This is a genomic window from Chelativorans sp. (genome assembly GCF_031180965.1).
Taxonomy (GTDB): domain Bacteria; phylum Pseudomonadota; class Alphaproteobacteria; order Rhizobiales; family Rhizobiaceae; genus Chelativorans.
The window spans coordinates 39,794-62,832 of the sequence record NZ_JAPSLH010000001.1 but is presented as its reverse complement, the minus strand read 5'-3'; the positions used below and the strand labels follow the sequence as shown (position 1 = coordinate 62,832).

Genomic DNA, 23,039 nt, shown 5'->3' with positions numbered 1-23,039 from the left:
AGCCCCAGCTAGGCTTTGCCGGGAAGCGGACCAGGTGCCTTGCGCCGGCGCTTCAGAAGCCCGGCGAGCTCGGCCCGGTCGAAGCCGCCGGTGGCCAGGGCAAGCGCAAGGTAGACGGCGGCCGCGACGGCGACGATGAAGAGGACGCCGGCGGCACGCCAGGCGACGGACGCCTGCATCAGATCCGCCAGGACCAGGTTCAGCCCGAAGGCGACCGCGCCCATTACCCCGCTCGCAAGGACGATCATTGCGATGCGGCGCGCCGTCACCGCCGAGGGGCGGAAATGGTTGCGCCGCCACAAGGTGCCGGCGAGCAGAAGGACGTTCGCCCAGGAAGAAAGCGAGGTGGCGAGCGCGATGGCCACATGGCCATAGACGGGAAAGAGCGCCAGGCTGAGGCCGATATTGGCGGCGACGGAGACCAGCGAGAACCACATGGGCGACTTCATGTCCTCGCGGGCGAAGAAGCCGGGCTGGAAGACCTTTATCAGCACATAGGCCGGCAGGCCGGAGGCGAACGCGGCGAGCGCCGCCGCCGTCATGCTCGTATCGAGAGCGGTGAACTCGCCGCGCTCATAGAGAAGGCCGACGATGGGGCCCGGCATCACCATCAGCCCGACCGCCGCCGGGAGAGTGAGGCCGAGAGCGAATTCCAGCGACCGGTTCTGCAGATGCTGCGCGTCGGCATGATTGCCGGCCTTCAGCGACCTTGCAAGCTCGGGCAGGAGCACAACGCCGACCGCCACGCCGATGACGCCGAGGGGAAGCTGGTTGATGCGGTCGGCGAAATTCAAAAGCGAGATGGCCTTGTCCTGCCCCGAGGCGATGATCTGGCCGATGAGGAGGTTGATCTGCATGATGCCGCCGGTCAAAAGCGCCGGTCCCATCAGGACCAGGAGACGGCGAACAGCCGGCGTGAGCCGCGGCCGGCGGAAGCGCATGGAAAAGCCGGACCGGCGGACGGCGATCGCCAGGATGAGGAGCTGCGCCAGGCCGGAGAGGAAGACCCCCCAGGCTAGCCAGAGGCCTGTCTGCCGCTCGGGAAGCGCGCTGAATAGCCCGAGCACCAGCACGGCGATGAGAATGACGTTGAGCAGCACCGGAACGAGCGCGGCCAGGAAGAAGCGCCGCATCGAGTTCATGATCCCCGCCAGCATGGCCACCAGCGACATGCAGAGAAGATAGGGGAACATGATGCGCGTCATGGCGACGGTGAGGTCAAATTTCGCCGGATCGTCGGCGAAGCCGGGGGCGACGACCGTGCCCACGAGGACGGGCATGAAGATCATCGCCAGCGCGGAAAGCGCGATCAGGACGGTAAGCAGGATCGCCAGCACATCCTCGCCGAAGCGGCGCGCCGCCTCCATGCCGCCGCCTTCCATCTCCTTGGCGAAGAGGGGGATGAAGGCGGTGTTGAACGCGCCTTCGGCAAAGAGGCGGCGGAAAAGATTGGGAAAGCGGAAGGCGGCGTAGAAGGCGTCGGTCACCGGGCCGGTGCCCAGGGCGGCGGCGATCAGCGCCTCGCGCACGAAGCCGAGCAGGCGGCTCGCCATCGTTGCGCTGCCGACGCTGGCGAATTTGGCGACGAGGCTCATGGGCGGGGGGTCATGGATTGCGGTGATGGAATGCCGCCAAAGGGAAAGGCTGGCGCCTCTTTGCGCCCCCCTCTGTCCTGCCGGACATCTCCCCCACAAGGGGGGAGCTCGGCTGCCACGCGAGCTTTCGCCAATCGCCGGCGTAGTTGAGTAGGCGCCGGAGAACGCGACAGGCCTGCCCTCCCCCTTGTGGGGAGGGTCGATCCGCGAAGCGGAGCAGGGTGGGGGTTCGATATGACCTGCCGCACCCCCACCCCGGCGCGTGCCGCGCCGACCCTCCCCACAAGGGGGAGGGTGGGTGCCACGATTGAAACCTTTCCGCTCACGCCGCCACCGTCCTTGCCTTTGCCCGATGGTTGCGCCGGGGCGGGCCGCTCTCGATCGTCTCCAGAAGCTCGCGGCGGATGGTCTCGAGGCGGTCGGGATTGTCCACCTTCGCGCCGGTGAGATCGGTGACGTAGAAGGTGTCGATCACCTTCTCGCCGAAAGTCGTGATATGCGCCGAGGCGATGTCGAGCGAGAGATCGGAAATGGCGCTCGTGACCTCCGAGAGCAGACCCGGTCGATCGAGGCACTCGATCTCGATCACGGAAAAGCGGTTGGAGAGCGTGTTGCGGATTTCCGCCCGCGGCTCGATGCGGAAGACCTTGGCGCCGCGGCGCGGCTTCGTCCGCTTCTCGATCACCTCGGGCAGGTAGGATTTGCCGGACAGCACGTCCTCGATGAGGCGGCCGACGCGGCGCGCCCGGCGCAATTCGTCCTCGTCCAGCTCGAATTCGCGGCTGATCAGAATCGTGTCGAGGGCGCGGCCGTCGGTGGTGGTGAAAATCTGCGCGTCGACGATGTTGGCGCCCGCCGCCGCGCAGGCGCCGGCGATGATGGAGAGCAGGCGCGGGTGGTCGGGCGCAAGGACGGTGATCTCCGTCACCGCCTCGAAGGCGTGCGGCTTCACCATGGTGGAGAGCGCCTTGCCCTGGCGGTCCGCCGCGCGGATGAAATCGGCGTGGCGCACCTGGTCGTCCTCGTCCACGGCGAGCAGATAGTTCTCGTAGTGGAGACCGATATAGCGGCGCGCCTCCGTCTCCTCCCAGCCGGCTTTCACCAGCGCTTCGGCAAGAGCGCCGCGCGCGCCTTCCGCCCGCGAGGCGCGCGAGGCTTCCGAGAAGCCGCCGGTGAGCAGGAGCTCGGTCTCGTAATAGAGCGTGCGCAGGAGCTGCCCCTTCCAGCCGTTCCACACGCCCGGGCCGACGCCGCGTATGTCGCAGACCGTGAGCACCAGGAGAAGCTTCAGCCGCTCCACCGACTGCACGATGTCGGCGAAATCCTGGATGGTCTTGCGGTCGTTCAGGTCGCGCGTCTGCGCCGTCATGGACATTGTGAGATGCTGCTCGATGAGCCAGGCGACCATCTCTGTCTCGGCGGCGTCGAAACCCATATGCGGGCAGAGGCGGCGGGCGATGCGCGCGCCGGCGACGGAGTGGTCCTCCGGCCTTCCCTTGGCGATGTCATGGAAGAGGACGGCGGTATAGAGCACGGCCCGCCAAGGCTTCAGGCCAGGCATGATCGAATGGGAGAGCGGATGGCTCTTCTGCCCCTCGCCATGCTCGATCTCGGCCAGCACGCCGATGCAGCGGAGCAGGTGCTCGTCCACCGTATAGTGGTGGTACATGGAGAACTGCATCATCGCCACGACCTTGTTGAATTCGGGGATGAGCTTGCCGAGCACGCCCGCCTCGTTCATGCGGCGCATGTTCAGCTCCGGGTCGCGGTCGGAGGTGAGCAGGTCCAGGAAGAGGCGGTTCGCCTCCTTGTCGCGGCGCAGATTGCGGTCGACGAGATGGAGCGAGCGGGTGAGAAGCTTCAGTGCGTCGGGGTGATATTCCAGCCCGTGCCGATCGGCGAACCAGAACAGCCGCAGCATGTTCACTGGATCACGCTCGAAGACCTTCTCGTCGGCGACGTTGATGCGATGATTGTCGACGATGAAGTCGCTGGTGCCGGCAAGCTTGCGCTTGCGGCGCGAGAAGGTGAGGAAGATGCGGTTGAAGCCCGGCACATGCTTGGCCTGCTCCTCCTCGAGCGCGGCACAGAAGATGCGCGTCAGGTCGCCCACCGTCTTGGCGATCAGGAAGTAATGCTTCATGAAGCGCTCTACCGGGGTAAGACCCGGATGGCTGGTGTAGCCGAGCCGCTCGGCGATATCGCGCTGGATGTCGAAATGCAGGCGCTCCTCGGCCTTTCCGGTGAGGAAATGCATGTGGCAGCGCACCGCCCAGAGGAAATCCTCGGCCTTGGCGAATTGCAGATATTCGCGGCGGGTGAAGACCCCTTTGTCCACCAGCTCCTCGGCCTCGCGCACGCGGTAATAATATTTGCCGATCCAGAAAAGCGTGTGGAGGTCGCGCAGGCCGCCCTTGCCGTCCTTGATGTTGGGCTCCACGAGGTAGCGGCTCTCGCCGGCCTTGGCGTGCCTGGCGTCGCGCTCGGCGAGTTTGGCCTGGATGTATTCGGCGCCGGTGTCCTTGACGATCTCCTGGTCGAACCGGGCAATGAGATCATCGTAGAGCGCCTGATCACCGCAGATGAAGCGGGCCTCCAGCACGGCCGTGCGGATGGTGATGTCGCTCTGCGCGTGGCGGATGCACTCGTCCACATTGCGCGTCGCATGCCCGACCTTCAGGCCGAGGTCCCAGAACATGTAGAGCATGTATTCGGCGACCTGCTCGCCCCAGGCCGTCTGCTTGTAGGGGAAAAGGACGAGGAGGTCGATGTCGGAGCCCGGCGCGAGCGTGCCGCGGCCGTAGCCGCCTACGGCGACCACCGCCATGCGCTCTGCGGTCGACGGGTTCTTGGAGGGATAGACATGGGCGATCGCGAAGTCGTAGAGGGCGCGGATGAGTTCGTCCATCAGATGGGAAAGGCGGGTGGCGCAGGCGGTGCCGCCGCCATCCTCCGCCAGCATCAGCTCGGCCGCGCGCCTGCCCTCGACCAGCCGCGTCTTCAAAAGCCGCATGACCTTGCCGCGGGCTTCGGAGGAGGCCGGATTGCCGGCCGCGGCGACATCATCCAGATCCGCGCGCAGGCGCGCCGGATCGATGATCTGTTCGAGCTTCAGTGGAATCCTGGCCATTCCGTTTCCGCCTTGAGGCGGCGCTGTATAGCGCGTTTCTTTGCGACAAGGAACGGCGACTTGCGCCGTTTCCGGCCGGCGGCTATCTGGCGGGTTTCCGCCAGGAGCCTGCCGACAGATGGAACTTCCCGCAAGGCTGCGCCAGGCCGTCGACCAGATGCTCGAGGGCATACCCCTCCCGGAGCTTCAACGGGCGGCAGAGCTCCTTTCGCGGCGCTACCGCAGCGAAACGCGCGACGGCCGGCTGCATGTCGCAGACGCTTTGGCGGCCAGTGCCTATCTGGCAGCGCGCCTTCCCGCGACCTATGCAGCCGTGCGCAAGGCGATGGGCGATGTGGCCGAACTCCAATCGGGAGAGCCCAGGACCCTGCTAGATGTGGGCGCCGGGCCGGGCACCGCGCTCTGGGCGGCTCTGGAGGAGTGGCCGCAGATAGAGACAGCCGTGCTCGTCGAAGCGAGCAATGCAATGCGACAGACCGGCGAGCGGCTGGCGCGGGATATCGGCCCCGTGCGCCTTTCCTGGCGCGGCATGGCTGTGGAAGACGGCCTGCCGGGGATCGAGCCCGCGGATCTCGTCACGCTCTGCTATGTTTTGGACGAGCTCGAGCCGGCGGCGGCGGAAGCGCTCGTCGGGCGGTTGTGGACGCTGGCGGCGAGAACGCTTCTCATCGTGGAACCGGGAACGCCGGCAGGCTGGCGGCGCATCCTGAAGGCCCGGCAGCAACTGATCGAGGCCGGAGCATGTGTCGTTGCACCCTGCGCGCATCATCATGCCTGTCCGGTCGCCGCGCCCGACTGGTGCCACTTTTCCCGCCGGGTCGCGCGATCACGCCTGCACCGCCTTGCCAAGGGCGGCGAGGTGCCCTGGGAGGATGAGAAGTTCATCTACCTTGCCGCCTCACGCATTCCGGCCGGGGCACGCGCAAGCCGCGTGCTGGCGCCGCCCAAGGCAGCAAGCGGCATGGTGCGGCTGAAGCTTTGCCGGACGGACGGCTCGGTTGAGGAGAGGCTGGTGACGCGGCGCGAAGGCGCTGCGTTCAAGGCGGCGAAGCGGCTGGAATGGGGAGACCTTCTGGAGGAGTAGGGACCATGTTGCGCCCTTCACCCCTCCTGCGTCAGCTGCTTCAGGCGATAGAGCGCCTCCAGCGCCTCGCGCGGAGACATATCGTCCGGGTTAAGCACGGTCAGCTCTTCCCGCAGGCGGTCAGGGGCTTTGCGCTGCGACGGCTCGCGACGGATGGCGGCGGAGAAGAGCGGCAGGTCATCGACGATGCGCGCGGCCTTGGTGCCCGTCTCTCCCGCTTCCAGGCGATGCAGGACGTCGCGGGCGCGCTCCACCACCGGCTGGGGGAGCCCGGCAAGACGCGCCACCTGGATGCCGTAGGAACGGTCGGCCGCCCCGCGCGCGACCTCGTGCAGGAAGATGACCTCGCCCTCGAACTCCTTCACCCGCATGGTGACGTTGACAAGCCGCGACAGCTTTTCGGTCAGTGCCGTCATCTCGTGGAAATGCGTGGCGAAGAGCGCCCGGCAGCGGTTCTTCTCATACAGGTATTCGACCGCCGCCCAGGCGATGGAAAGGCCGTCGAAGGTGGCGGTGCCGCGGCCGATCTCGTCGAGGATGACCAGCGAGCGCTCGCCCGCCTGGTTGAGGATGGCGGCGGTCTCCACCATCTCCACCATGAAGGTGGAGCGCCCGCGCGCCAGATCGTCGGAGGCGCCGACGCGCGAGAAGAGCCGGTCCACCACGCCGATGCGCGCGGTACGTGCCGGCACGAAGGAGCCCATCTGGGCGAGCACGGCGATCAGCGCGTTCTGGCGCAGGAAGGTGGACTTGCCGCCCATATTCGGGCCGGTGAGCAGCCAGATGGCTCCGGCCTTCTGACCATCAGCGGGCGAGAGGTCGCAATCGTTGGCCACAAAGGGCTCGCCGAGCTGCCGGCGCAGCGCCTGTTCCACCACGGGATGGCGGCCGCCCTCTATCTGGAAGTCGAGGCTGAGGTCGACCGCCGGGCGACAATAGGATTCGCTCTCGGCCAGGCAGGCGAGCGCGGAGGAGACATCGAGCACGGCAAGCGCCTGGGCGGCGGCGCGGAGCGATTCGGAGGCGGCGACCACCTCGCCGACCAGCCGGTCGAAGACGGCAAGCTCGATGGCGAGCGCCCGGTCGGCGGCGTTGGCGATCCTGGTCTCAAGGTCGGCCAGCTCCGTGGTGGTGAAGCGCATGGCGCTCGCCATGGTCTGGCGGTGGATGAAGCGGCCGCGAGCCGCATCCGTGCCGGTCAGGCCTCCGGCGTTGTTGGCGGTCACCTCGATGTAGTAGCCGAGGATGTTGTTGTGCCGGATTTTGAGGGAGCGGATGCCGGTCTCCTCGATGAGGTCGCGCTCCATCCCCGCGATGACGCGGCGCGATTCGTCGCGCAGGGCGCGCATCTCGTCGAGCTCAGCATCGTAGCCCGCGCGCAGGAAGCCCCCGTCCCGCTTCAGGAGCGGAAGGTCGTCGGAGAGCGCCCGGTCAAGGTGAGAGGCAAGTTCTTGCGGAAGCGCCTGCAACGCCGAGACGGCGGCCGCGAGCTCCAGCGGCAGTTCTTTCATGGCGAGGAGCTCGGCTATGGCGGCGGCCGCTTCGAGTCCAGCCGAAAGCGCGCCGAGGTCGCGTGGGCCGCCGCGATTGAGCGCAAGCCGCGACAGCGCGCGGCTGATATCCGGCACCCCTTTCAGAAGCTCGCGCAGACCGTCGCGCAAGCCCGGCTCGTCGAGAAAGAAGGAGACGGAATCGAGCCGATCGGCAATGGCCCTGGGATCGGTGAGCGGCGATGTCAGCCGTTCGGCGAGGAGCCTGCCGCCGGCGCCGGTAACCGTACGGTCGATGGCCTTCAGGAGGCTGCCGTCGCGGCTGCCCGACAGCGTGCGCGTCAATTCCAGATTGGCGCGGGTTGAGGGATCGATGAAAAGGCTCGCGCCGTCCTCATCGCGCTCGGGCCGGCCGAGCGGCGGGCGCTCCGCCTTCTGCGTCTTCTCCACATAGGCGACAGCGCCGGATATGGCCGAAAGCTCGGCGCGGGAGAAGCGGCCGAAGCCGTCCAGGGTGACGACGCCATAGAAGCGCGAGAGCCGCATGACGGCGCTGGCCGAATCGAAGAATGTCGGCGGCTGCGGCACGACGATGCGGTCGAAAAGGTCGAACACCGGACGCAGGTCCGGGTCGTGGTAGACCGGCTCGGCCACGATCAACTCGCGCGGGTCGATGCGGCAGATGTCGGCGAGCAACCGGTCGGGCGCGGTCGAAGCAACGCGGAAGACGCCGGTGGAAATGTCGATCCAGGCAAGCGCCAGCTGCTGCCCGCCATCGCCCTTTACGCGGCCGAGCGCCATCAGGTAGTTGGCCTGGGACGGGTCGAGCAGCTTTTCTTCCGTGATCGTGCCGGGCGTGACGAGGCGGATCACATCCCGGCGGACCACGGATTTGTAGCCGCGCTTCCTGGCTTCAGCCGGATCCTCCATCTGCTCGCATACGGCGACGCGATGGCCGAGCGCGATGAGCTTTTGCAGATAGTCGTCGGCTGCATGCACGGGTACGCCGCACATCGGGATGTCCTGGCCCTGATGCTTGCCGCGCTTCGTGAGCGTGATGCCAAGCGCGCGGCTTGCAATCTCCGCGTCATCAAAGAAGAGCTCGTAGAAATCGCCCATGCGGTAGAAGAGCAGGCAGTCCGCATTGGCAGCCTTGATCTCGATATATTGCTGCATCATGGGCGTGGCGCCCTCGGCGGCCAACGGCACGGCCGCGACCTCAACTCCACGCATCGGGCTCTCGTGGTTCAATGGGCGCCCCTAGAAGCAGTTTCGCTCTGCCTGGCCATTTACCTACTGCAAATCTAGCCTTATGCACCCGTGTTCGGCAAAACTCCACAGGAAGCCGATCGGGGAGGCGGGAAGACATGGCGGAAGCGGAGAAGAACGACAGGACGGGACCCTCGGTGAGCCCGCAGGAGGCGCTCGACTTCCACGCCATGGGGCGGCCCGGCAAGCTGGAGATCAACCCCACCAAGCCGATGGCCACCCAGCGCGACCTGTCGCTCGCCTATTCCCCGGGCGTGGCCGTGCCCGTGAAGGCGATCGCGGAGGACCCGAGCCGCGCCTTCGACTACACCACCAGGGGCAATCTGGTCGCCGTTATCTCCAACGGCACCGCCATTCTCGGCCTCGGCAATCTCGGCGCGCTCGCCTCCAAGCCGGTGATGGAAGGCAAGGCGGTGCTCTTCAAGCGCTTTGCCGATGTCGATTCCATCGATCTGGAGGTCGATACGGAAGATGCGGACGAGTTCGTCAACTGCGTCAGGCTGCTCGGCCCCTCCTTCGGCGGCATCAATCTGGAAGACATCAAGGCGCCGGAATGCTTCGTGATCGAGACGCGGCTGCGCGAGCTCATGGACATTCCCGTCTTCCATGACGACCAGCACGGCACGGCCATCATCGCCATAGCCGGCCTCATCAATGCGCTGGATCTGACCGGACGCGACATGAAGACGACGAAGCTCGTCTGCAACGGCGCAGGGGCGGCCGGCATCGCCTGCATCGAGCTGGCGAAATCCATCGGCTTCACGCCGGAAAACATCATCCTCTGCGACACCAAGGGCGTGGTCTACAGGGGCCGCACGGAGGGTATGAACCAGTGGAAGTCGGCCCATGCCGTGGAGACCGACAAGCGTACGCTGGCGGAGGCGCTGGAGGGAGCGGATGTCTTCTTCGGGCTTTCCGCCAAAGGCGCACTGACGCCCGCCATGGTGCAGTCCATGGCGAAGAACCCGATCATCTTCGCCATGGCCAATCCAGATCCGGAAATCACGCCGGAGGAGGTGGTGGAAATCCGCACCGATGCGATCATGGCGACCGGACGGTCCGACTATCCGAACCAGGTCAACAATGTGCTCGGCTTCCCCTATATCTTCCGCGGGGCGCTCGACGTGCGGTCGACCACGATCAATGACGCGATGAAGGTGGCGGCGGCCGAGGCGCTTGCGGCGCTAGCCCGCCAGGACGTGCCGGACGACGTGGCCGCGGCCTATCAGGGCAACCGGCCGAAATACGGGCCCAACTACATCATCCCCGTGCCCTTCGACCCGCGGCTGATCACCGCCGTGCCGGTCGCCGTGGCCAAGGCGGCGATGGATTCGGGCGTTGCGCGCCGCCCGATCCTCGATCTCGAAAAATACGAGCAGGAGCTTTCCGCCCGGCGCGACCCGATCGCCTCCACGCTGCAGCGCATCCATGACCGGGTGCGGCGCCAGCCGAAGCGCATCGTCTTCGCCGAGGGCGAGGAGGAGCAGGTGATGCGCGCGGCGGTCTCCTATGTGAACCAGAGGCTCGGCACCGCCATCCTGCTCGGGCGCGAGGAGCGCATCCGCGAGACGGCAAGGAATGCCGGCGTCGACCTTGCGCGGCCAGGCATCGAGATCATCAATGCCAGGCTTTCGCGCCGCAACGGCATCTATGCCGACTATCTCTACGAGCGCCTGCAGCGGAAGGGCTATCTCTTCCGCGACTGCCAGCGGCTCATCAACAACGACCGCAACCATTTCGCCGCCTGCATGGTGGCGCTGGGCGATGCGGACGGGGTCGTGACCGGGGTGACGCGGAACTACTCCACCGCGCTCGACGACGTGCGCCGCGTGATCGATGCGCGGCCCGGCCACCGCGTCATCGGCGTTTCCATCGTGCTGGCGCGCGGCCGCACGGTCCTCGTCGCGGATACCGCCGTGCATGACATGCCCGATGCCAACCAGATCGCCGACATCGCGGAGGAGGCGGCGAGTTTCGCCAGGCGCATGGGGTATGAGCCGCGCGTCGCCATGCTCGCCTACTCCACCTTCGGCCATCCGCCCGGCGAGCGCAGCGAGCGCGTGCAGGAGGCGGTGAATATCCTCGACAGGCGGCGGGTCGATTTCGAATATGACGGCGAGATGGCGGCCGATGTGGCGCTGAACCCGCAGATCATGCAGCAGTATCCCTTCTGCCGCCTTTCAGGGCCGGCCAATGTGCTGGTGATGCCGGCATTCCATTCGGCCTCGATCTCGACGAAGATGCTGCAGGAACTGGGCGGCTCGACTGTGATCGGGCCGCTGCTTGTGGGGCTCAACAAGCCGGTGCAGATCGTCTCGCTGGGCGCAAAGGATTCCGACATCGTCAATATGGCGGCCATAGCGGCGTATAGCGCAGGCGGGTGAGGCGGCAGGGCTGCTGGACGGTGTCTCGCCAGAGACGCCCGTTCTCACGCGGCGAAGCGCTCCGCCTCTGAACCGTAATAGGCGATATAGCGCTCGGAGATCGCTTCGACCGGCAGAACGACAAGAACGTCCGTGGTGCGGAACTCGCGGTCGATCACGCAGCCGTCGCCGAATTTGGCGCCTAGCCGCAGGTAACCCTTGATAAGCGGGGGCATTGCGGAAAGTGCGGCCCTGGCGTCCACCGCCTCGCTCGGCATCAGGTCCATGGAAACGTAGCGGTCGGCCCGAGCGCGTACATACCAGGGGCCATCGGCCTGGCAGAAATGAGCCAGGAAAGAGAGCGCCTGCGCGTGGGCCGCGGGCAGCGTGCCATGGAAAGAGGCGCAGCCGGTCATCACGTCGATATTGCCGCGCCGGCAGTAGGCCCAGATGCCCTGCCACAGAAGCTCAATGGTGCGCTTGGACCGGTAAGCCGGCAAAACACAGGAACGGCCGAGCTCGAGGAAGCGCCGCCCCGGATGCCGTTCCAGAAGGCGCATCAGCTCGAACTCGCTTTCGGAATAGAAGCCGCCCGAGGCAAGCGCCTGCTCCTGTGGAAGGAGCCTGTACGTGCCGACAATGCGGTCGTGCCCGGAACCCGGAAGGGCCGTATCGACGACAAGCAGATGATCGCAGATCGCATCGAACCGGTCGGCATCCCGTTCCTCCGCCATTTGCAGCGAGGACATCCTGGCGCCGAGTTCCTGGAAGAAAACCCGGAACCGCACGGACTGCGCCGCGGCGACCTCATCGGCGCCCCGCGCCAGGCGCACTTCGAGGGAGCCTATCCTGCCCAGTACGGGACTCTCTTCCGGCGCACCAGTTTTCAGCAGCGCCAGCTTGTCCGCGCCTTGATGGTGAACGGTCGACTTCAGCGTCACGTTCTGCACGGCTGATTCTCCTCACACAGCAATGATGCGGCAATAGAGACAAGCTGCGACAGAACCATGACAGGAAACTGGCCGGCTTACAATCGACTGCCTCCCAGCATTCCCATGATTTAGTCTTCAGGCAGTTCCGGCTTGATCTCGGCAAGTCCTTGTCGATCTGCCGCCGACGTTCCATCAGGTCATATCGGCCTGCAATACCAGGAACGAACCTATGCGAATGCCAAAACGGGCGCGCAAAGGCACACCGCTTCATATAGCGTAGCCGCAGGGGCGTTTCAAATCACGCCGCCGCGTGCACTTCCAGCGCGGAAAGCAGCCGATCGGGATCAAGGGGCTTTGTCACGAAGCCGGTCGCGCCGTGGGCAAGTGCTCTCTGCCGCGTCTTTTCCTGCCCGTCGGCGGAGAGGACCAGGATGGGGACCGGCGGCAGACCGGTCTCCTCCTCATAAAGGCGGATATTCACGATGGCGTCGAGGCCGTCCATGACGGGCATGTGCAGGTCCATCAGCACCATGTCGTAGTCGCGGGCGGGATGCGCCAGCGCATCGACAGCGGCGCGGCCGTTGGACACGATCGTTACCTTGTGCCCAGCCTTGGAAAGGGCGGCACGAGCCAGCATGGCATTGATCTCATTGTCTTCGGCGACCAGCACCTTGAGGCCGCCGCGATCCCCTGGAGCGGCCCTGCCTTCCGCCTCTTCGTTAGCCGCCGTACTTTCCGCCGCCTGCGCATTCAACAGGAGGCGCAGCAGCGTGCGATCGCGCACCGGACGGGCGATGAAGGCGCTGTAGCCATTGGCGCGCAGCTTCGTGAGGCGCGAGCGATCGGTGGGAGCGATGAGCGTGAGCGCCTGTCCCGCGTGCAGGCCCTTGCGCCGCAGCCGGCCCAGAAGATCTCCCGTCTCGTTCTCCAGGGAAGCATCGATGATGACGGCGTCGAAGCCGGCCTTGCGCCGACGCAGGAGGGCAAGCGCGCTCTTTTCGCCATCGAAGACCCGCGCCTTGCCGCCGTGGGCGCGCACCGACATCGCAAGCGCCTCACCCTCGACCGCATGCGGCGTGAGGATGGCGACATCCCAGCCCTTCAGCGCGAGAACCGCCTCGGAACTGGCGCCTTCCGGATCCACCAGCGGCACATGGAAGGTGAAGGCGGCGCCCTCCCCCGGCGCGCTCTCCACCGCTATCGCTCCGCCCATCGCATCGACAAGCCGGCGCGTGATGGCAAGGCCCAGGCCGGCGCCGCCATGCGGGCGCGTGGAGCTCGTGTCTGCCTGCTCGAACTCCTGGAAGATGCGCGCCAGATCGTCCTTCTCTATGCCGGGGCCGGTGTCGTCCACCTTGAAGGCAAGGGCGGGCTTGCCCTCGTGCGTGACCGCCGCGACCGTGACGAGCACGCCGCCTTCCTCCGTGAACTTGATGGCGTTGCCGAGCAGGTTGAGAAGCACCTGCCGGAGGCGGCCCGGATCAGCCACGATCGTATCGGGAACCTGCGGCGCGATATGGCAGCCGAGCCCGATCTTCTTGCCGAAGGCGCGGGCGGCCATGAGCTCGACCACGCTTTCCACAAGCTCGCGCACCGACATGCGCTGCGGCTCGAGCTCCAGCCGGCCCGCCTCTATCTTGGAATAGTCGAGCAGATCCTCGATCAGGGCCAGCAGCGCGCTGGCGGAGGTGGAGATCGCGCCCACATAGGTGCGCTGCTCGGCGGAAAGTTTTGTGTCGGCAAGGAGCTTCGCCATGCCCATGATGCCGTTCATGGGCGTCCTGATCTCATGGCTCACCGTGGCAAGGAAGCGCGACTTGGCGAAGCTTGCCTGTTCGGCGCGCTCGCGCGCATTCACCAGTGCCGTCTCGGCACGCTTGCGGGCGGTGATGTCGCGGGCGATCGCCCAATGCGAGACGCTGCCGCTTTCGCGGTCGCGCAGGGAAATCTCCGTCCAGGAAAACCAGCGCAGGCCGCCCACGGTCTGGATCGAGACGTCGGTCGAGGTCAGATGCTCCCCGTCGGCGGAGGCCGATTCAGGCGTCACGCCGACATTGATGCCGAGCTGCGTCAGCGATTTTCCGAACAGCTCGCGCGCATCGCATTCCATGAGCTCGCCCAGGATGCGGTTGGCATAGAGGATGCGGCCTTCGCGATCGCGGTGGATCACCAGGTCGCCGAGCGCCTCGAGCAGGCCATAGAAACGCTGCTCGGCTTCCTGCATCTCCCAGACGCGATCGGCAAGTTCCTCCATCGTCTGGCTTTCCGGCGCGCTTTGGCTCTCCGGCGCGGCCGGCTCGGCGAGCTGCGTTTCGGCGGGCTGAGGCTGCACAGGCTCCGGCGGAGGGAGCAAGAGCCCAAGGGTGCAAGCGGCAAGGCCGAGGAAAAGAAGGGCGCTGGAGATCAGAGCCGCGGCGCCGGTGGAGAATGCAAGGCCGCTCAAGAGCAGCGCAGCAAGACCAAAGAGAAAAAGTGCAGCAGCGCCCGACCGCGCCGTCGCCTCGCGCCGCAGCCGCCGAACAAACTCTCTTACGCTCACCACACCCATGCCGACACGTTAATCCGGCAAGACTTACGGAATGTTACGCCCTTGCCGCGTTTTCTCCTACATCTCGACGACGAGCCGGCCGCGGACCCGCCCGGCGACGATGTCCTCAGCCGCCTTGATCACATCACGAAAGCCTATCGTGCTGGACAGAACCGCGAGCTTGCGGCGATCCAGCTCCCCGGCAAGGCGACTCCAGGCCTCCAGCCGCAGGGACTTTGGCGCCATGACGGAATCGACGCCGATGAGGGAGACGCCGCGCAAAATGAAGGGGGCGACCGTGGCCGGCAGGTCCATGCCCTGCGCCATGCCGCAGGCTGCGACTGCGCCGCCATAGCAGGTCATGGACAGCACATTGGCAAGGGTATGGCTACCGACGGCATCGATGCCGCCTGCCCAGCGCTCCTTGCCAAGAGGGCGGGCAGGCCCAGAAAGCTCGTCGCGCGGTATGATCTCGTGCGCGCCGAGATCCTTCAGATACGCCTCCTCGGAGGTGCGGCCGGTGGACGCCACCACGACATAACCGAGCCGCGCCAGAAGGGAGACGGCAATGGAGCCGACGCCGCCCGCCGCGCCCGTGACGACGACTGCGCCACGGTCAGGCGAAATCCCCTGGCGCTCCAGCGCCATGACGCAGAGCATGGCCGTATACCCGGCCGTACCGATCGCCATGGCCTCCCGCGCCGTCATGCCCTGCGGCAGCGGCACCAGCCAATCGCCGCTGACGCGGGCGCCGCCCGCATAGGCGCCATAGTGGACCTCGCCGACGCCCCAGCCATTGAGGATGACTTTGTCGCCCTCCCGCCAGTCGCGATGGCTGGAGCGGATCACCGTTCCGGCGAAATCGACGCCGGGGATCATGGGGAAGCGGCGCACCACCGGCGACTTGCCTGTGATGGCGAGGCCATCCTTGTAGTTGACCGTGGTGGCCTCCACCGCGACGGTGACATCACCCGGCATCAGATCGTCCTCGCCCAATTCCACGATGGCGACGCACTGTCTCTTCTCCTCGTCGCGGGTGATGAGCACGGCTTCGAAACGCTCGCTCATGGCGCTACTCCGGACACCCAATCTTCCCGCGGACTGTGGGACGGGGCGCGCGGAACGTCAATGGCGGGCGCCGGCCACGCCGAGGCTCCTAGCCTTCCGCCTTCTGGCGGCGCCAGTCTAAAAGCTCTTCGACGATCACGAGGCATGCGCCGACGGTGATGAAGGCGTCGGCGAGATTGAAGATAGCAAAGGACCAGGCGGGGGTGTGGAAATAGACGTAATCCACCACATAGCCGCGCACTGCGCGGTCGATCAGATTGCCGACGGCGCCGCCCAGGATGAGCGCAAAGCCGAGCCTCGCCAGGAGCTGTGTCGAATCGGTCCGCAGGGCCAGAATGGCAATCAAGAGGATGATGCCGAGCACCAGGAGGCTCAGCCAAAAGCCGCCGACGCCGGAGAGGAATGAGAAGGCAACGCCCGTATTCCGGGAGTGGAGAAGGGCGAGGAACGGAAGAATGTCCACCTGCTCATGCAGCGGCAGGCGCGCCTCCACGACCGCCTTCACTGCCTGGTCGAGCAAAGCCGCGACAAGAACCACCGCGGCATAGGGCATGGTCTGGCGAAGCTTCATTCAGGCAGTCTCCGGTGTAGCGGGCAGCGCCGCCCGGCGGATCTCGTAAAGCATCACACCGGTGGCGACGGCGAGGTTCAAGGAATCGGCCCGGCCGGCCTGAGGGATGCGTACGAGCCGATCGCAGCTTTGCGCGAGCCTGTCCGCGAGACCCTGCTGCTCGTTGCCCATGAGAAGCAGGACCGGACCTGACGAATAGTCCAGCTTGCGGAAATCAACCGCGCCCTTCAAATGCGTGCCGACGACCAGCCCCGCGAAATCCTTCCGCCAGGCAAGGAAGGCTTCCTCTTCGGCCCGGGCGAGCGGGACGGAGAAGAGGGAGCCCATGGTGGCGCGCACCGTCTCGATGGAAAAAGGGTCGGTGCACTCGCCGACCAGGACCACGCCCCTTGCGCCGACCGCATCCACGGTGCGGATAATGGTGCCGAGATTGCCCGGATCGCGCACGCGGTCGAGCGCCACCCAGACATCGCCGGCGGCAGGGCGGATCTCCTCCAGCGGGCGGTAGCGCTGCTCGAAGACGCCCACGACCATCTGCGGGTTGTCGCGCCGGGTAACGGCGGAAAGGACCTTCTCGCTGACTTCCAGCACGAGGCCGCCGGCCGCCACGGTGCGCGCCGCGGCTTTCTCCACGGTGGCATTGCCGCGCCCCGCCTTGGCATAGATGAGCGTGCGGATCGTCCAGCCGGCGTCGAGCGCGTCGAGCACCAGCTTCAGCCCCTCGGCCATGAAGGTGCGCTCGCGGTCGCGGTATTTCTTCAAGGCGAGCGCCTTGATCTCCTTGATCAGTGGGTTGGAGAGGCTCGTAACCTCCTTCACGCGGCCTGGCGCACGGATGTCCTTCTCGCCGCTCATCGGGCGACCCAGCGGGAAAAGAGCGAGGTGGAGAGCGCCCGGCCGGCGGATTTTTCGCGGATGACGAGCTCGCCGGATTCTACGCGCCCGCCCATGCCGGCGAAGCTGTCGCGCATCAACGTGTGGATGGCGAAGAAGGAGGCGCGGATCGAATAGGCGGTCAGCACCACGGCAAGGGGCTTGGGCGAGAGGATCGCACGGCAGGTCTCCACCAGTCCCGGCAAGTCCTCGAAAAGCTGCCACACCTCCCCCTTCGGGCCCCGCCCGTAAGCGGGAGGGTCAAGGAGAATGATGTCATAGCCATTGCCGCGCCGCGCCTCGCGCTCGGCGAATTTGACGGCGTCCTCGCAGATCCAGCGGATCGGCCGGTCGGACAGGCCGGCCATCTCCTGGTTCTCGCGCGCCCAGCCGATCGCCTTCTTAGAAGCGTCCACATGGGTGACTTGCGCGCCCGCACGGGCAGCCACCAGCGATGCAAGGCCGGTATAGCCGAAGAGGTTCAGCACCTTAATGGGCCTCCGCGCCTCCTCGATGAGCCCGCGCATATGCGCCCAATGCGGCGCCTGCTCGGGGAAGACGCCGACATGGCGGAAGGAGGTGAAACGGCCGAGATAGGCGATCCCGTCGTGGCGCATGGGCCAGGTCTCGCCGAGGGGCACGCGCGGAAAGCGCCAGCGGCCCAGCCCTTCCTCATCCGTATCGCCGGTGAAGATGGCGTCCGCCCTTTCCCACTCGGCCCCCTCCCAGGCGGGCTGCCAGATGGCCTGACCCTCCGGGCGGATGATGCGGTAGGGGCCGTATTGCTCAAGCTTGCGTCCCGCGCCCGAATCAAGAAGCGCGTAGTCCTCGTCCGGCAGCACTTCGAGGATGAGCGGCAGCCGCTCCTCCGGCAGCGGGCCCGGCCTGCGGCCAGCCAGGCGCGGCGCCGCGGGAGGTTTAGGCCTCTCGAGGGTTTCATTGCGCTGGCGGTTCTGGCGATTCCTGTCTCGCGACGGCTTCAACAAGGGCTCCGGAGGTTTGGGCGCCTCGCCGCTTCTGCCATAGGGTTCTGGCACGTGCAACAAGCGTGGCCGGCGAGCTCAGGCCCGGAAGGCGCGGTATACGGCGATGCCGGCGGCAAGATCCTCGATGGCCGCGCCGACGGATTTGAACAGGGTGATCTCGCCGGCGCTCTGCCGGCCCTTCTTCTCGCCGCGCGCAAGCTCGAAAAGGTCTGCCCTGATGCCCTCCGCCGTCAGCGCGCCGGACTGGATCGCCTGGACGATGTCGCCAGCTTCCTTGGTGGCGCCCGCACGCGTATCGACGAAGACGAAGGCCCGCGATACCGCTTCGTCGTCGCTCTCGCGCATGGACGGCGAAAAGGCGCCGACGAGATCGACATGGGTCCCGGGCCTCAGGAGCGCGCCACGGACCAGGGGCACGGTAGAGAGCGTCGCGCAGGAGATGATGTCGGCCCAGCCGATCGCCGCATCCAGATCCTCGGTAGCGGAGGCGTCCAGGCAGTCCTCCCGCAGCACCTCCGCTATCTTTGTTGCATTGGCCGGCGTTCGGTTCCAGATCCTTACCTCGCGAATGGGCCGCTGGCTGGCATGGGCGCGGGCGAGGTGGGTCGAGAGGGCGCCGGCGCCGACCAGGAGCAAACGCGAAGCATCTTCCCGGGCCAGGTAGGAAGCGGCGAGCGCCGAGGCGCAGGCGGTGCGCCAGAGCGTCAGGCGCTGGCCATCGATCAGCGCCTGCGGCTCGCCCGTCCTGCCGTCCATCAGCAGGTAAAGGCCCATGACGGCGGGCTTTCCGATGCTGTTGTTGTCGGGCGAGACCGTGACGATCTTCACGCCGACATGCCCATCCTGCTCCTGCGAAAAATCCGTCCAGGCGGGCATCAGCAGAAGCGTGATGTCGGCGCCTTGCGGGCGCTTCACCGCATGGTGGTGCCGCACGGGCTGAACCGCGCCGGCACGGAAGGCCCGGCGCAGCGTCTCGACCAGGCCCGGATAGGTAAGGCACCTGTCGACGTCGCCGGCAGTTATCGTGATCATGCGGCCGGTTCAGCCATTCGTACGGGCGAGGGCGGTGGAGCCCTGCTCGGGCGGCGCCTGGCGGCGCAGCCGCTCCGCTTCCAGCGCGCGCTCGCGGGCAAGCCGCCGGTAGCGGCCCTGCCGGAACCAGGTGGCCGCGCCGCCGATGACAAGGCCGAGGATCAGCGAAAGGAAGAGGTAGACGAAGAGCGGCAGCTCGATCGTCAGGGCCGGATTTCCGGGATTGAACGGATCTATCGTGAAGGGCGTGAAGGCCCGGTTGGCGACCGCCAGCGCGATCAGGATGACGGCCAGTGGGATGACGACGAGAACCAGCACGACGCGGTGGAGCATTCTGACGGTTCCTTCCGCTTGCAAGGGAGCGGGACTACTCTTCCGCGTTCAGCCGCTCGCGTAGTTCCTTCCCCGTCTTGAAAAAGGGGACCCATTTTTCCTCGACGTGAACGGCCTCCCCGGTGCGCGGGTTCCGCCCGGTGCGGGCGGGCCGGTTCTTCACCGAAAAGGCCCCGAAGCCGCGCAGCTCCACCCGGTTGCCCTCGGCGAGCGCCTCTGTGATCTCGTCGAAGATCGCATTGACGATATTCTCCACGTCGCGAAGAAACAAATGCGGGTTGCGATTGGCAATGGTCTGGACGAGTTCAGACTTTATCATAGCTCTGTTCCGCGGCTGTGACTGCCAAGATATTCCCCTGATATTGTTTTTCTTTTCATTCCGACAAGCCGGCAGTTTCAGGTTGCCAGAGCGACAGGAGACCGTCAAGGAAGATGCGTTCCATTCCGAGACGCTCAAGCAGTTCGCCCTGGCGCGGAAGCCCTAGCAGACCACCAATCCACTCGGCGGCGGAACCCGGCAGGAAGAAAAACTGGCCCGCATCGCTGGGCTTCCACTCGACGATTTCGAGATCCTCGCTCACGCCCCGCTCGACAAGCCAGGCCTTCGCCTCACGCTCGCCGCCGAGGGTATCGACGAGCCGGCGCTCGGCTGCCTGCCGCCCGGTGAAGACGGAGCCGTCGGCGATCGCCAGAACCTCGGCACGCGGCATCTTGCGGCGCTCGCTGATCAGGTTGACGAACCAGTCGTAGCTGTCGCGGATCATCGCGGCCAGCATCTGCCGCTCCTGCTCGGTCGTCGGGTTGAAGGGGGACGGTTCCGCCTTCAACGGCGTTGATTTTACCTCCTCCACCTTGACCCCGAGCTTGGCCAGAAGCTGCGTGACATCGGGATATTGGATGATGACGCCGATGGAGCCGACGATGGAGGTCTGCCGCGCGACGATGTGATCGGCCGCGCTCGCCACCAGATAGCCGGCGGAGGCGGCGAGTGTGCCAATCTGAGCCACGACCGGCTTTTCCGCGGCGACACGGCGGATCTCGTCGAAGACGGCTTCTCCGCCGGCGGTGGTGCCGCCCGGAGAATCAACTGTTATGATCACGCCTTCCACAAGGCTCGACCTGCGCACGTCCTCCAGCAGCTCGAGCAGTTCCTTGTCCTCGAGAATCGTACCCTCAACGCGCACCTGGGCGATGTGCGGCCCGGCCGCCAACGTATCACCGAATAGCCAGCGCGCGGAGGCCAGGATCGCAATCGCCAGGACCAGGAATGCCAGCACGCGCCAGAAGGTGAGCTTCCTTCGCAGGCGCCGGCGGTCGATCAGATCGTCGGCTCTAGTCGACATGTCGGTTCGCACCACCCACTTATAATCCGTCAGGCTTGCCTTTTAGACCAAGCTGGGCATATGAGCTACGGTGTTTCGCACGCGCCGGAAGAGGCGCGCTACGTTTCATCGCAAGCCTTTGAGGGAAACCTAAAATCGGCCATAATGCGGTGTGACGGCGGCAATGGGTGAGAGGGACCGATGCAGCGGCCGGCTGGAAACGGCGGAAGCAGCAGCGCTGCGCATGGCGCGCGCGAGCTGGCAGCCGCCGTCCGGGAGCCCTCTCTCGTCGTCAGGAGCAAGCGGTTGAACAGCGCAGTCAATGCGAGATCGAGCGGCCTCGCCGCACCATCCCTCGGCCGCAGCGAACGCGGCGCGGAAGCATTTGAGCACGCGCGCCGACACTCGCGCCGGGTGCGCGCGCTGAAAATCGTGCTGCCGGCCGCCGCCGTCGTCATCGGCGCCGTTTTCCTCGGCTATTCCTTCTTGGCCCCCACCGGGTTCGACTCCATCGATCTCGATTCCACCTCGATCGAGAATGGCAACCTGGTGATGCACAACCCTTCGCTCAACGGCTTTACCGGAGAGAATCTTCCCTTCCATGTGATGGCGGCGCGGGCGCGGCAGCTTATCGGGTCGGACGCGGCGCCGATCGAACTCGATGAGATCAGCGCGACCCTGCCTCTCGACAAGGACCGGAAGGCAACCGTCCACGCCGGGGGAGGCGTGCTCGACCGGGAGAACAATCATCTCCGGCTCACCGGGACGGTGACCTTCGAGACGAATTTCGGCATGTATGGGCGGCTCGAATCGGCGGATGTGGACATAGCATCGAGCACGCTCAGCAGCGATCAGCCGGTGGAGATGAAGGTAAACGGCATGCAGGTGCGCGCAAACAATTTCAGTGCCACCGAAGGCGGCCGCAAAATCGTCTTCGAGGACCGTGTACGCATCGAGATCGATCCAGCGGAGCTGAGAAGGGCGCAGGCAGAAGGAAATGCAGCCGATGGATAAAGCTTTTGCCCTGGCCTTGCTCGTGGGCGTCTCCTGTCTTTTGCCGCAAGCCAGCTTCGCGCAGGAGGGCGCCAGCGGACCGAGCCAGCTCGGCCTTGATCTTTCGAGCGACGAGCCGATCCAGATCGAGAGCAACCGGGTCGAGGTGGACCAGAACCAGAACCTTGCGACGCTGACGGGCAATGTCACCGTCGTGCAGGGTCCCACCCAGCTGAAGGCGGCACGCATGAAGATCTACTATGCGGAAGGCAGCGGCGGCTCGCCGACCGCCGGACCGTCCAATATCAAGCGGCTGGAGGCGGATGGCGGCGTCTATGTGAAATCCGACACGCAGGTAGCCACCGGCGACCAGGGCACGTTCGACATGGCGACCGAGGTGCTGGTGCTTTCGGGCAAGGAGGTCGTGCTTTCCGAAGGCGAGAATGTCGTCGTCGGATGCAAGCTCACGGTGCAGATGAAGACCGGGCAAGCCACGCTGGAAAGCTGCGCAGATCAGGGAACGGGCGGGCGCGTCAGGATGCTCCTGACCCCAGGCTCGCAGGACAGGCAGTAGGCGCATCGTGGCCTTTTTCCAGTCGCGCGCAGGCGGAGGTTCCGTGAAACCGCAACCAACTGCCGCGCCCGAGCCCTACAAAGGCACGCTGATCGCCCGCGGACTCACCAAGTCCTATAAGAACCGGCAGGTGGTGAGCGGCGTCTCGCTCGGCGTGCGCGCCGGCGAGGCCGTGGGCCTGCTCGGCCCCAACGGGGCCGGCAAGACCACCTGCTTTTATATGGTGACGGGCCTGGTGCCGGTGGACAAGGGCACGATCCACATCGACGGCTTCGACGTGACCTCCATGCCCATGTACCGGCGCGCGCGGCTGGGTATCGGCTATCTGCCACAGGAAGCTTCCATCTTCCGCGGACTCACCGTGGAGGGGAATATCCGGGCCATCCTGGAGGTGGTGGAAAGAAGCCGGAAGGAGCGCGAGCGAACGCTCGATGCACTCCTGGAGGAATTCCATATCAGCCATCTGCGAACATCGCCCGCGATCGCTCTTTCTGGAGGCGAGCGGCGCCGTCTGGAGATCGCCCGCTCGCTCGCCAGCAAGCCGAACTTCATGCTGCTGGACGAGCCCTTCGCCGGCATCGATCCGATCGCAGTCACCGATATCCAGCAGCTTGTGCGCCACCTGACGGCGCGCGGCATCGGCGTGCTCATCACCGATCACAATGTGCGCGAGACGCTGGGCCTGATCGACCGCGCCTACATCATTCACGCCGGCCAGGTGCTGACGCACGGACGCCCGGACGACATTGTCGGCAATGCCGATGTGCGCCGCCTGTATCTGGGCGAGGGATTTACCCTTTAGTTGCCTTGGCGCCATTCGTGAGCGCGGCGACTGCGTCGCAAAGCCACAAGCAGGCGGCGCGGACCCTCATTTCCTTGACAAGCAAATCTCGGGCC

At 66.0% G+C, this 23,039-nt stretch carries 18 protein-coding genes; 5 read left to right on the top strand and 13 right to left on the bottom strand.

The window, feature by feature from the left end; all coding sequences use genetic code 11:
• Nucleotides 1–8: 8 nt before the first annotated feature.
• Nucleotides 9–1,595 (bottom strand): murein biosynthesis integral membrane protein MurJ, encoded by a 1,587-nt coding sequence (murJ, locus tag RIN79_RS00275; protein ID WP_309082571.1) that lies wholly within the window; start codon nucleotides 1,593–1,595, stop codon nucleotides 9–11.
• Nucleotides 1,596–1,917: 322 nt separating this feature from the next.
• Nucleotides 1,918–4,725 (bottom strand): [protein-PII] uridylyltransferase, encoded by a 2,808-nt coding sequence (locus RIN79_RS00270; protein ID WP_309082570.1) that lies wholly within the window; start codon nucleotides 4,723–4,725, stop codon nucleotides 1,918–1,920.
• A gap of 118 nt (nucleotides 4,726–4,843) precedes the next feature.
• On the opposite strand from RIN79_RS00270, the gene RIN79_RS00265 reads away from it, so the two are divergent.
• Nucleotides 4,844–5,809 (top strand): small ribosomal subunit Rsm22 family protein, encoded by a 966-nt coding sequence (locus RIN79_RS00265; protein ID WP_309082569.1) that lies wholly within the window; start codon nucleotides 4,844–4,846, stop codon nucleotides 5,807–5,809.
• A gap of 17 nt (nucleotides 5,810–5,826) precedes the next feature.
• On the opposite strand, the gene mutS is transcribed toward RIN79_RS00265, so the two are convergent.
• Nucleotides 5,827–8,532 (bottom strand): DNA mismatch repair protein MutS, encoded by a 2,706-nt coding sequence (mutS, locus tag RIN79_RS00260; RefSeq protein WP_309082568.1) that lies wholly within the window; start codon nucleotides 8,530–8,532, stop codon nucleotides 5,827–5,829.
• Nucleotides 8,533–8,666: 134 nt separating this feature from the next.
• On the opposite strand from mutS, the gene RIN79_RS00255 reads away from it, so the two are divergent.
• Nucleotides 8,667–10,952 carry an NADP-dependent malic enzyme gene (locus RIN79_RS00255; RefSeq protein WP_309082567.1) on the top strand — a complete coding sequence of 762 codons (2,286 nt, stop codon included), beginning with the start codon at nucleotides 8,667–8,669 and terminating at the stop codon, nucleotides 10,950–10,952.
• 44 nt (nucleotides 10,953–10,996) lie between these two features.
• Here RIN79_RS00255 and RIN79_RS00250 read toward each other — a convergent pair whose 3' ends face one another.
• The 10 genes from RIN79_RS00250 to sppA all read right to left on the bottom strand — a co-directional run bounded on the left by RIN79_RS00250 (nucleotide 10,997) and on the right by sppA (nucleotide 20,596).
• On the bottom strand, nucleotides 10,997–11,830 hold the full coding sequence (locus RIN79_RS00250; RefSeq protein ID WP_309082820.1) for a GNAT family N-acetyltransferase: 834 nt from the start codon (nucleotides 11,828–11,830) through the stop codon (nucleotides 10,997–10,999).
• Nucleotides 11,831–12,161: 331 nt separating this feature from the next.
• Nucleotides 12,162–14,195, bottom strand: a complete 2,034-nt coding sequence (locus RIN79_RS00245) for a response regulator (RefSeq protein ID WP_309082566.1) — start codon at nucleotides 14,193–14,195, stop codon at nucleotides 12,162–12,164.
• A gap of 273 nt (nucleotides 14,196–14,468) precedes the next feature.
• On the bottom strand, nucleotides 14,469–15,458 hold the full coding sequence (locus tag RIN79_RS00240; RefSeq protein WP_309082564.1) for an MDR family oxidoreductase: 990 nt from the start codon (nucleotides 15,456–15,458) through the stop codon (nucleotides 14,469–14,471).
• Nucleotides 15,459–15,546: 88 nt separating this feature from the next.
• On the bottom strand, nucleotides 15,547–16,029 hold the full coding sequence (lspA, locus tag RIN79_RS00235; protein ID WP_309082563.1) for a signal peptidase II: 483 nt from the start codon (nucleotides 16,027–16,029) through the stop codon (nucleotides 15,547–15,549).
• A complete protein-coding gene (locus RIN79_RS00230; RefSeq protein ID WP_309082561.1) occupies nucleotides 16,030–16,884 on the bottom strand; it encodes an RNA methyltransferase in 855 nt (284 codons plus the stop codon).
• Nucleotides 16,881–17,945, bottom strand: coding sequence for a class I SAM-dependent methyltransferase (locus RIN79_RS00225; RefSeq protein ID WP_375165847.1), 1,065 nt, complete (start codon nucleotides 17,943–17,945; stop codon nucleotides 16,881–16,883). Before RIN79_RS00225 ends, RIN79_RS00230 begins: the two co-directional genes overlap by 4 nt.
• An 18-nt stretch (nucleotides 17,946–17,963) precedes the next feature.
• Nucleotides 17,964–18,920 carry an ornithine cyclodeaminase family protein gene (locus RIN79_RS00220; protein ID WP_309082558.1) on the bottom strand — a complete coding sequence of 319 codons (957 nt, stop codon included), beginning with the start codon at nucleotides 18,918–18,920 and terminating at the stop codon, nucleotides 17,964–17,966.
• A gap of 9 nt (nucleotides 18,921–18,929) precedes the next feature.
• Complete coding sequence (locus tag RIN79_RS00215; protein ID WP_309082557.1) at nucleotides 18,930–19,253, bottom strand: LapA family protein; 324 nt, start codon at nucleotides 19,251–19,253, stop codon at nucleotides 18,930–18,932.
• Nucleotides 19,254–19,287: 34 nt separating this feature from the next.
• Entirely contained in the window at nucleotides 19,288–19,572 is a 285-nt protein-coding gene (locus RIN79_RS00210) for an integration host factor subunit beta (protein ID WP_309082556.1), read from the bottom strand.
• 55 nt (nucleotides 19,573–19,627) lie between these two features.
• Nucleotides 19,628–20,596 carry a signal peptide peptidase SppA gene (gene sppA, locus RIN79_RS00205; RefSeq protein ID WP_309082555.1) on the bottom strand — a complete coding sequence of 323 codons (969 nt, stop codon included), beginning with the start codon at nucleotides 20,594–20,596 and terminating at the stop codon, nucleotides 19,628–19,630.
• Nucleotides 20,597–20,881: 285 nt separating this feature from the next.
• Between sppA and lptC the strand changes: the two genes are divergently transcribed.
• From lptC to lptB, 3 genes are read left to right on the top strand one after another with little or no spacing between them, the layout of a single operon-like run.
• Nucleotides 20,882–21,589, top strand: a complete 708-nt coding sequence (gene lptC, locus RIN79_RS00200; protein ID WP_309082554.1) for an LPS export ABC transporter periplasmic protein LptC — start codon at nucleotides 20,882–20,884, stop codon at nucleotides 21,587–21,589.
• Entirely contained in the window at nucleotides 21,582–22,142 is a 561-nt protein-coding gene (locus RIN79_RS00195) for an LptA/OstA family protein (protein ID WP_309082553.1), read from the top strand. Before lptC ends, RIN79_RS00195 begins: the two co-directional genes overlap by 8 nt.
• A gap of 43 nt (nucleotides 22,143–22,185) precedes the next feature.
• Nucleotides 22,186–22,944: an LPS export ABC transporter ATP-binding protein gene (lptB, locus tag RIN79_RS00190; protein ID WP_309082552.1), complete on the top strand. Its 759-nt coding sequence runs from the start codon at nucleotides 22,186–22,188 to the stop codon at nucleotides 22,942–22,944.
• The last annotated feature ends 95 nt before the right edge of the window (nucleotides 22,945–23,039 follow it).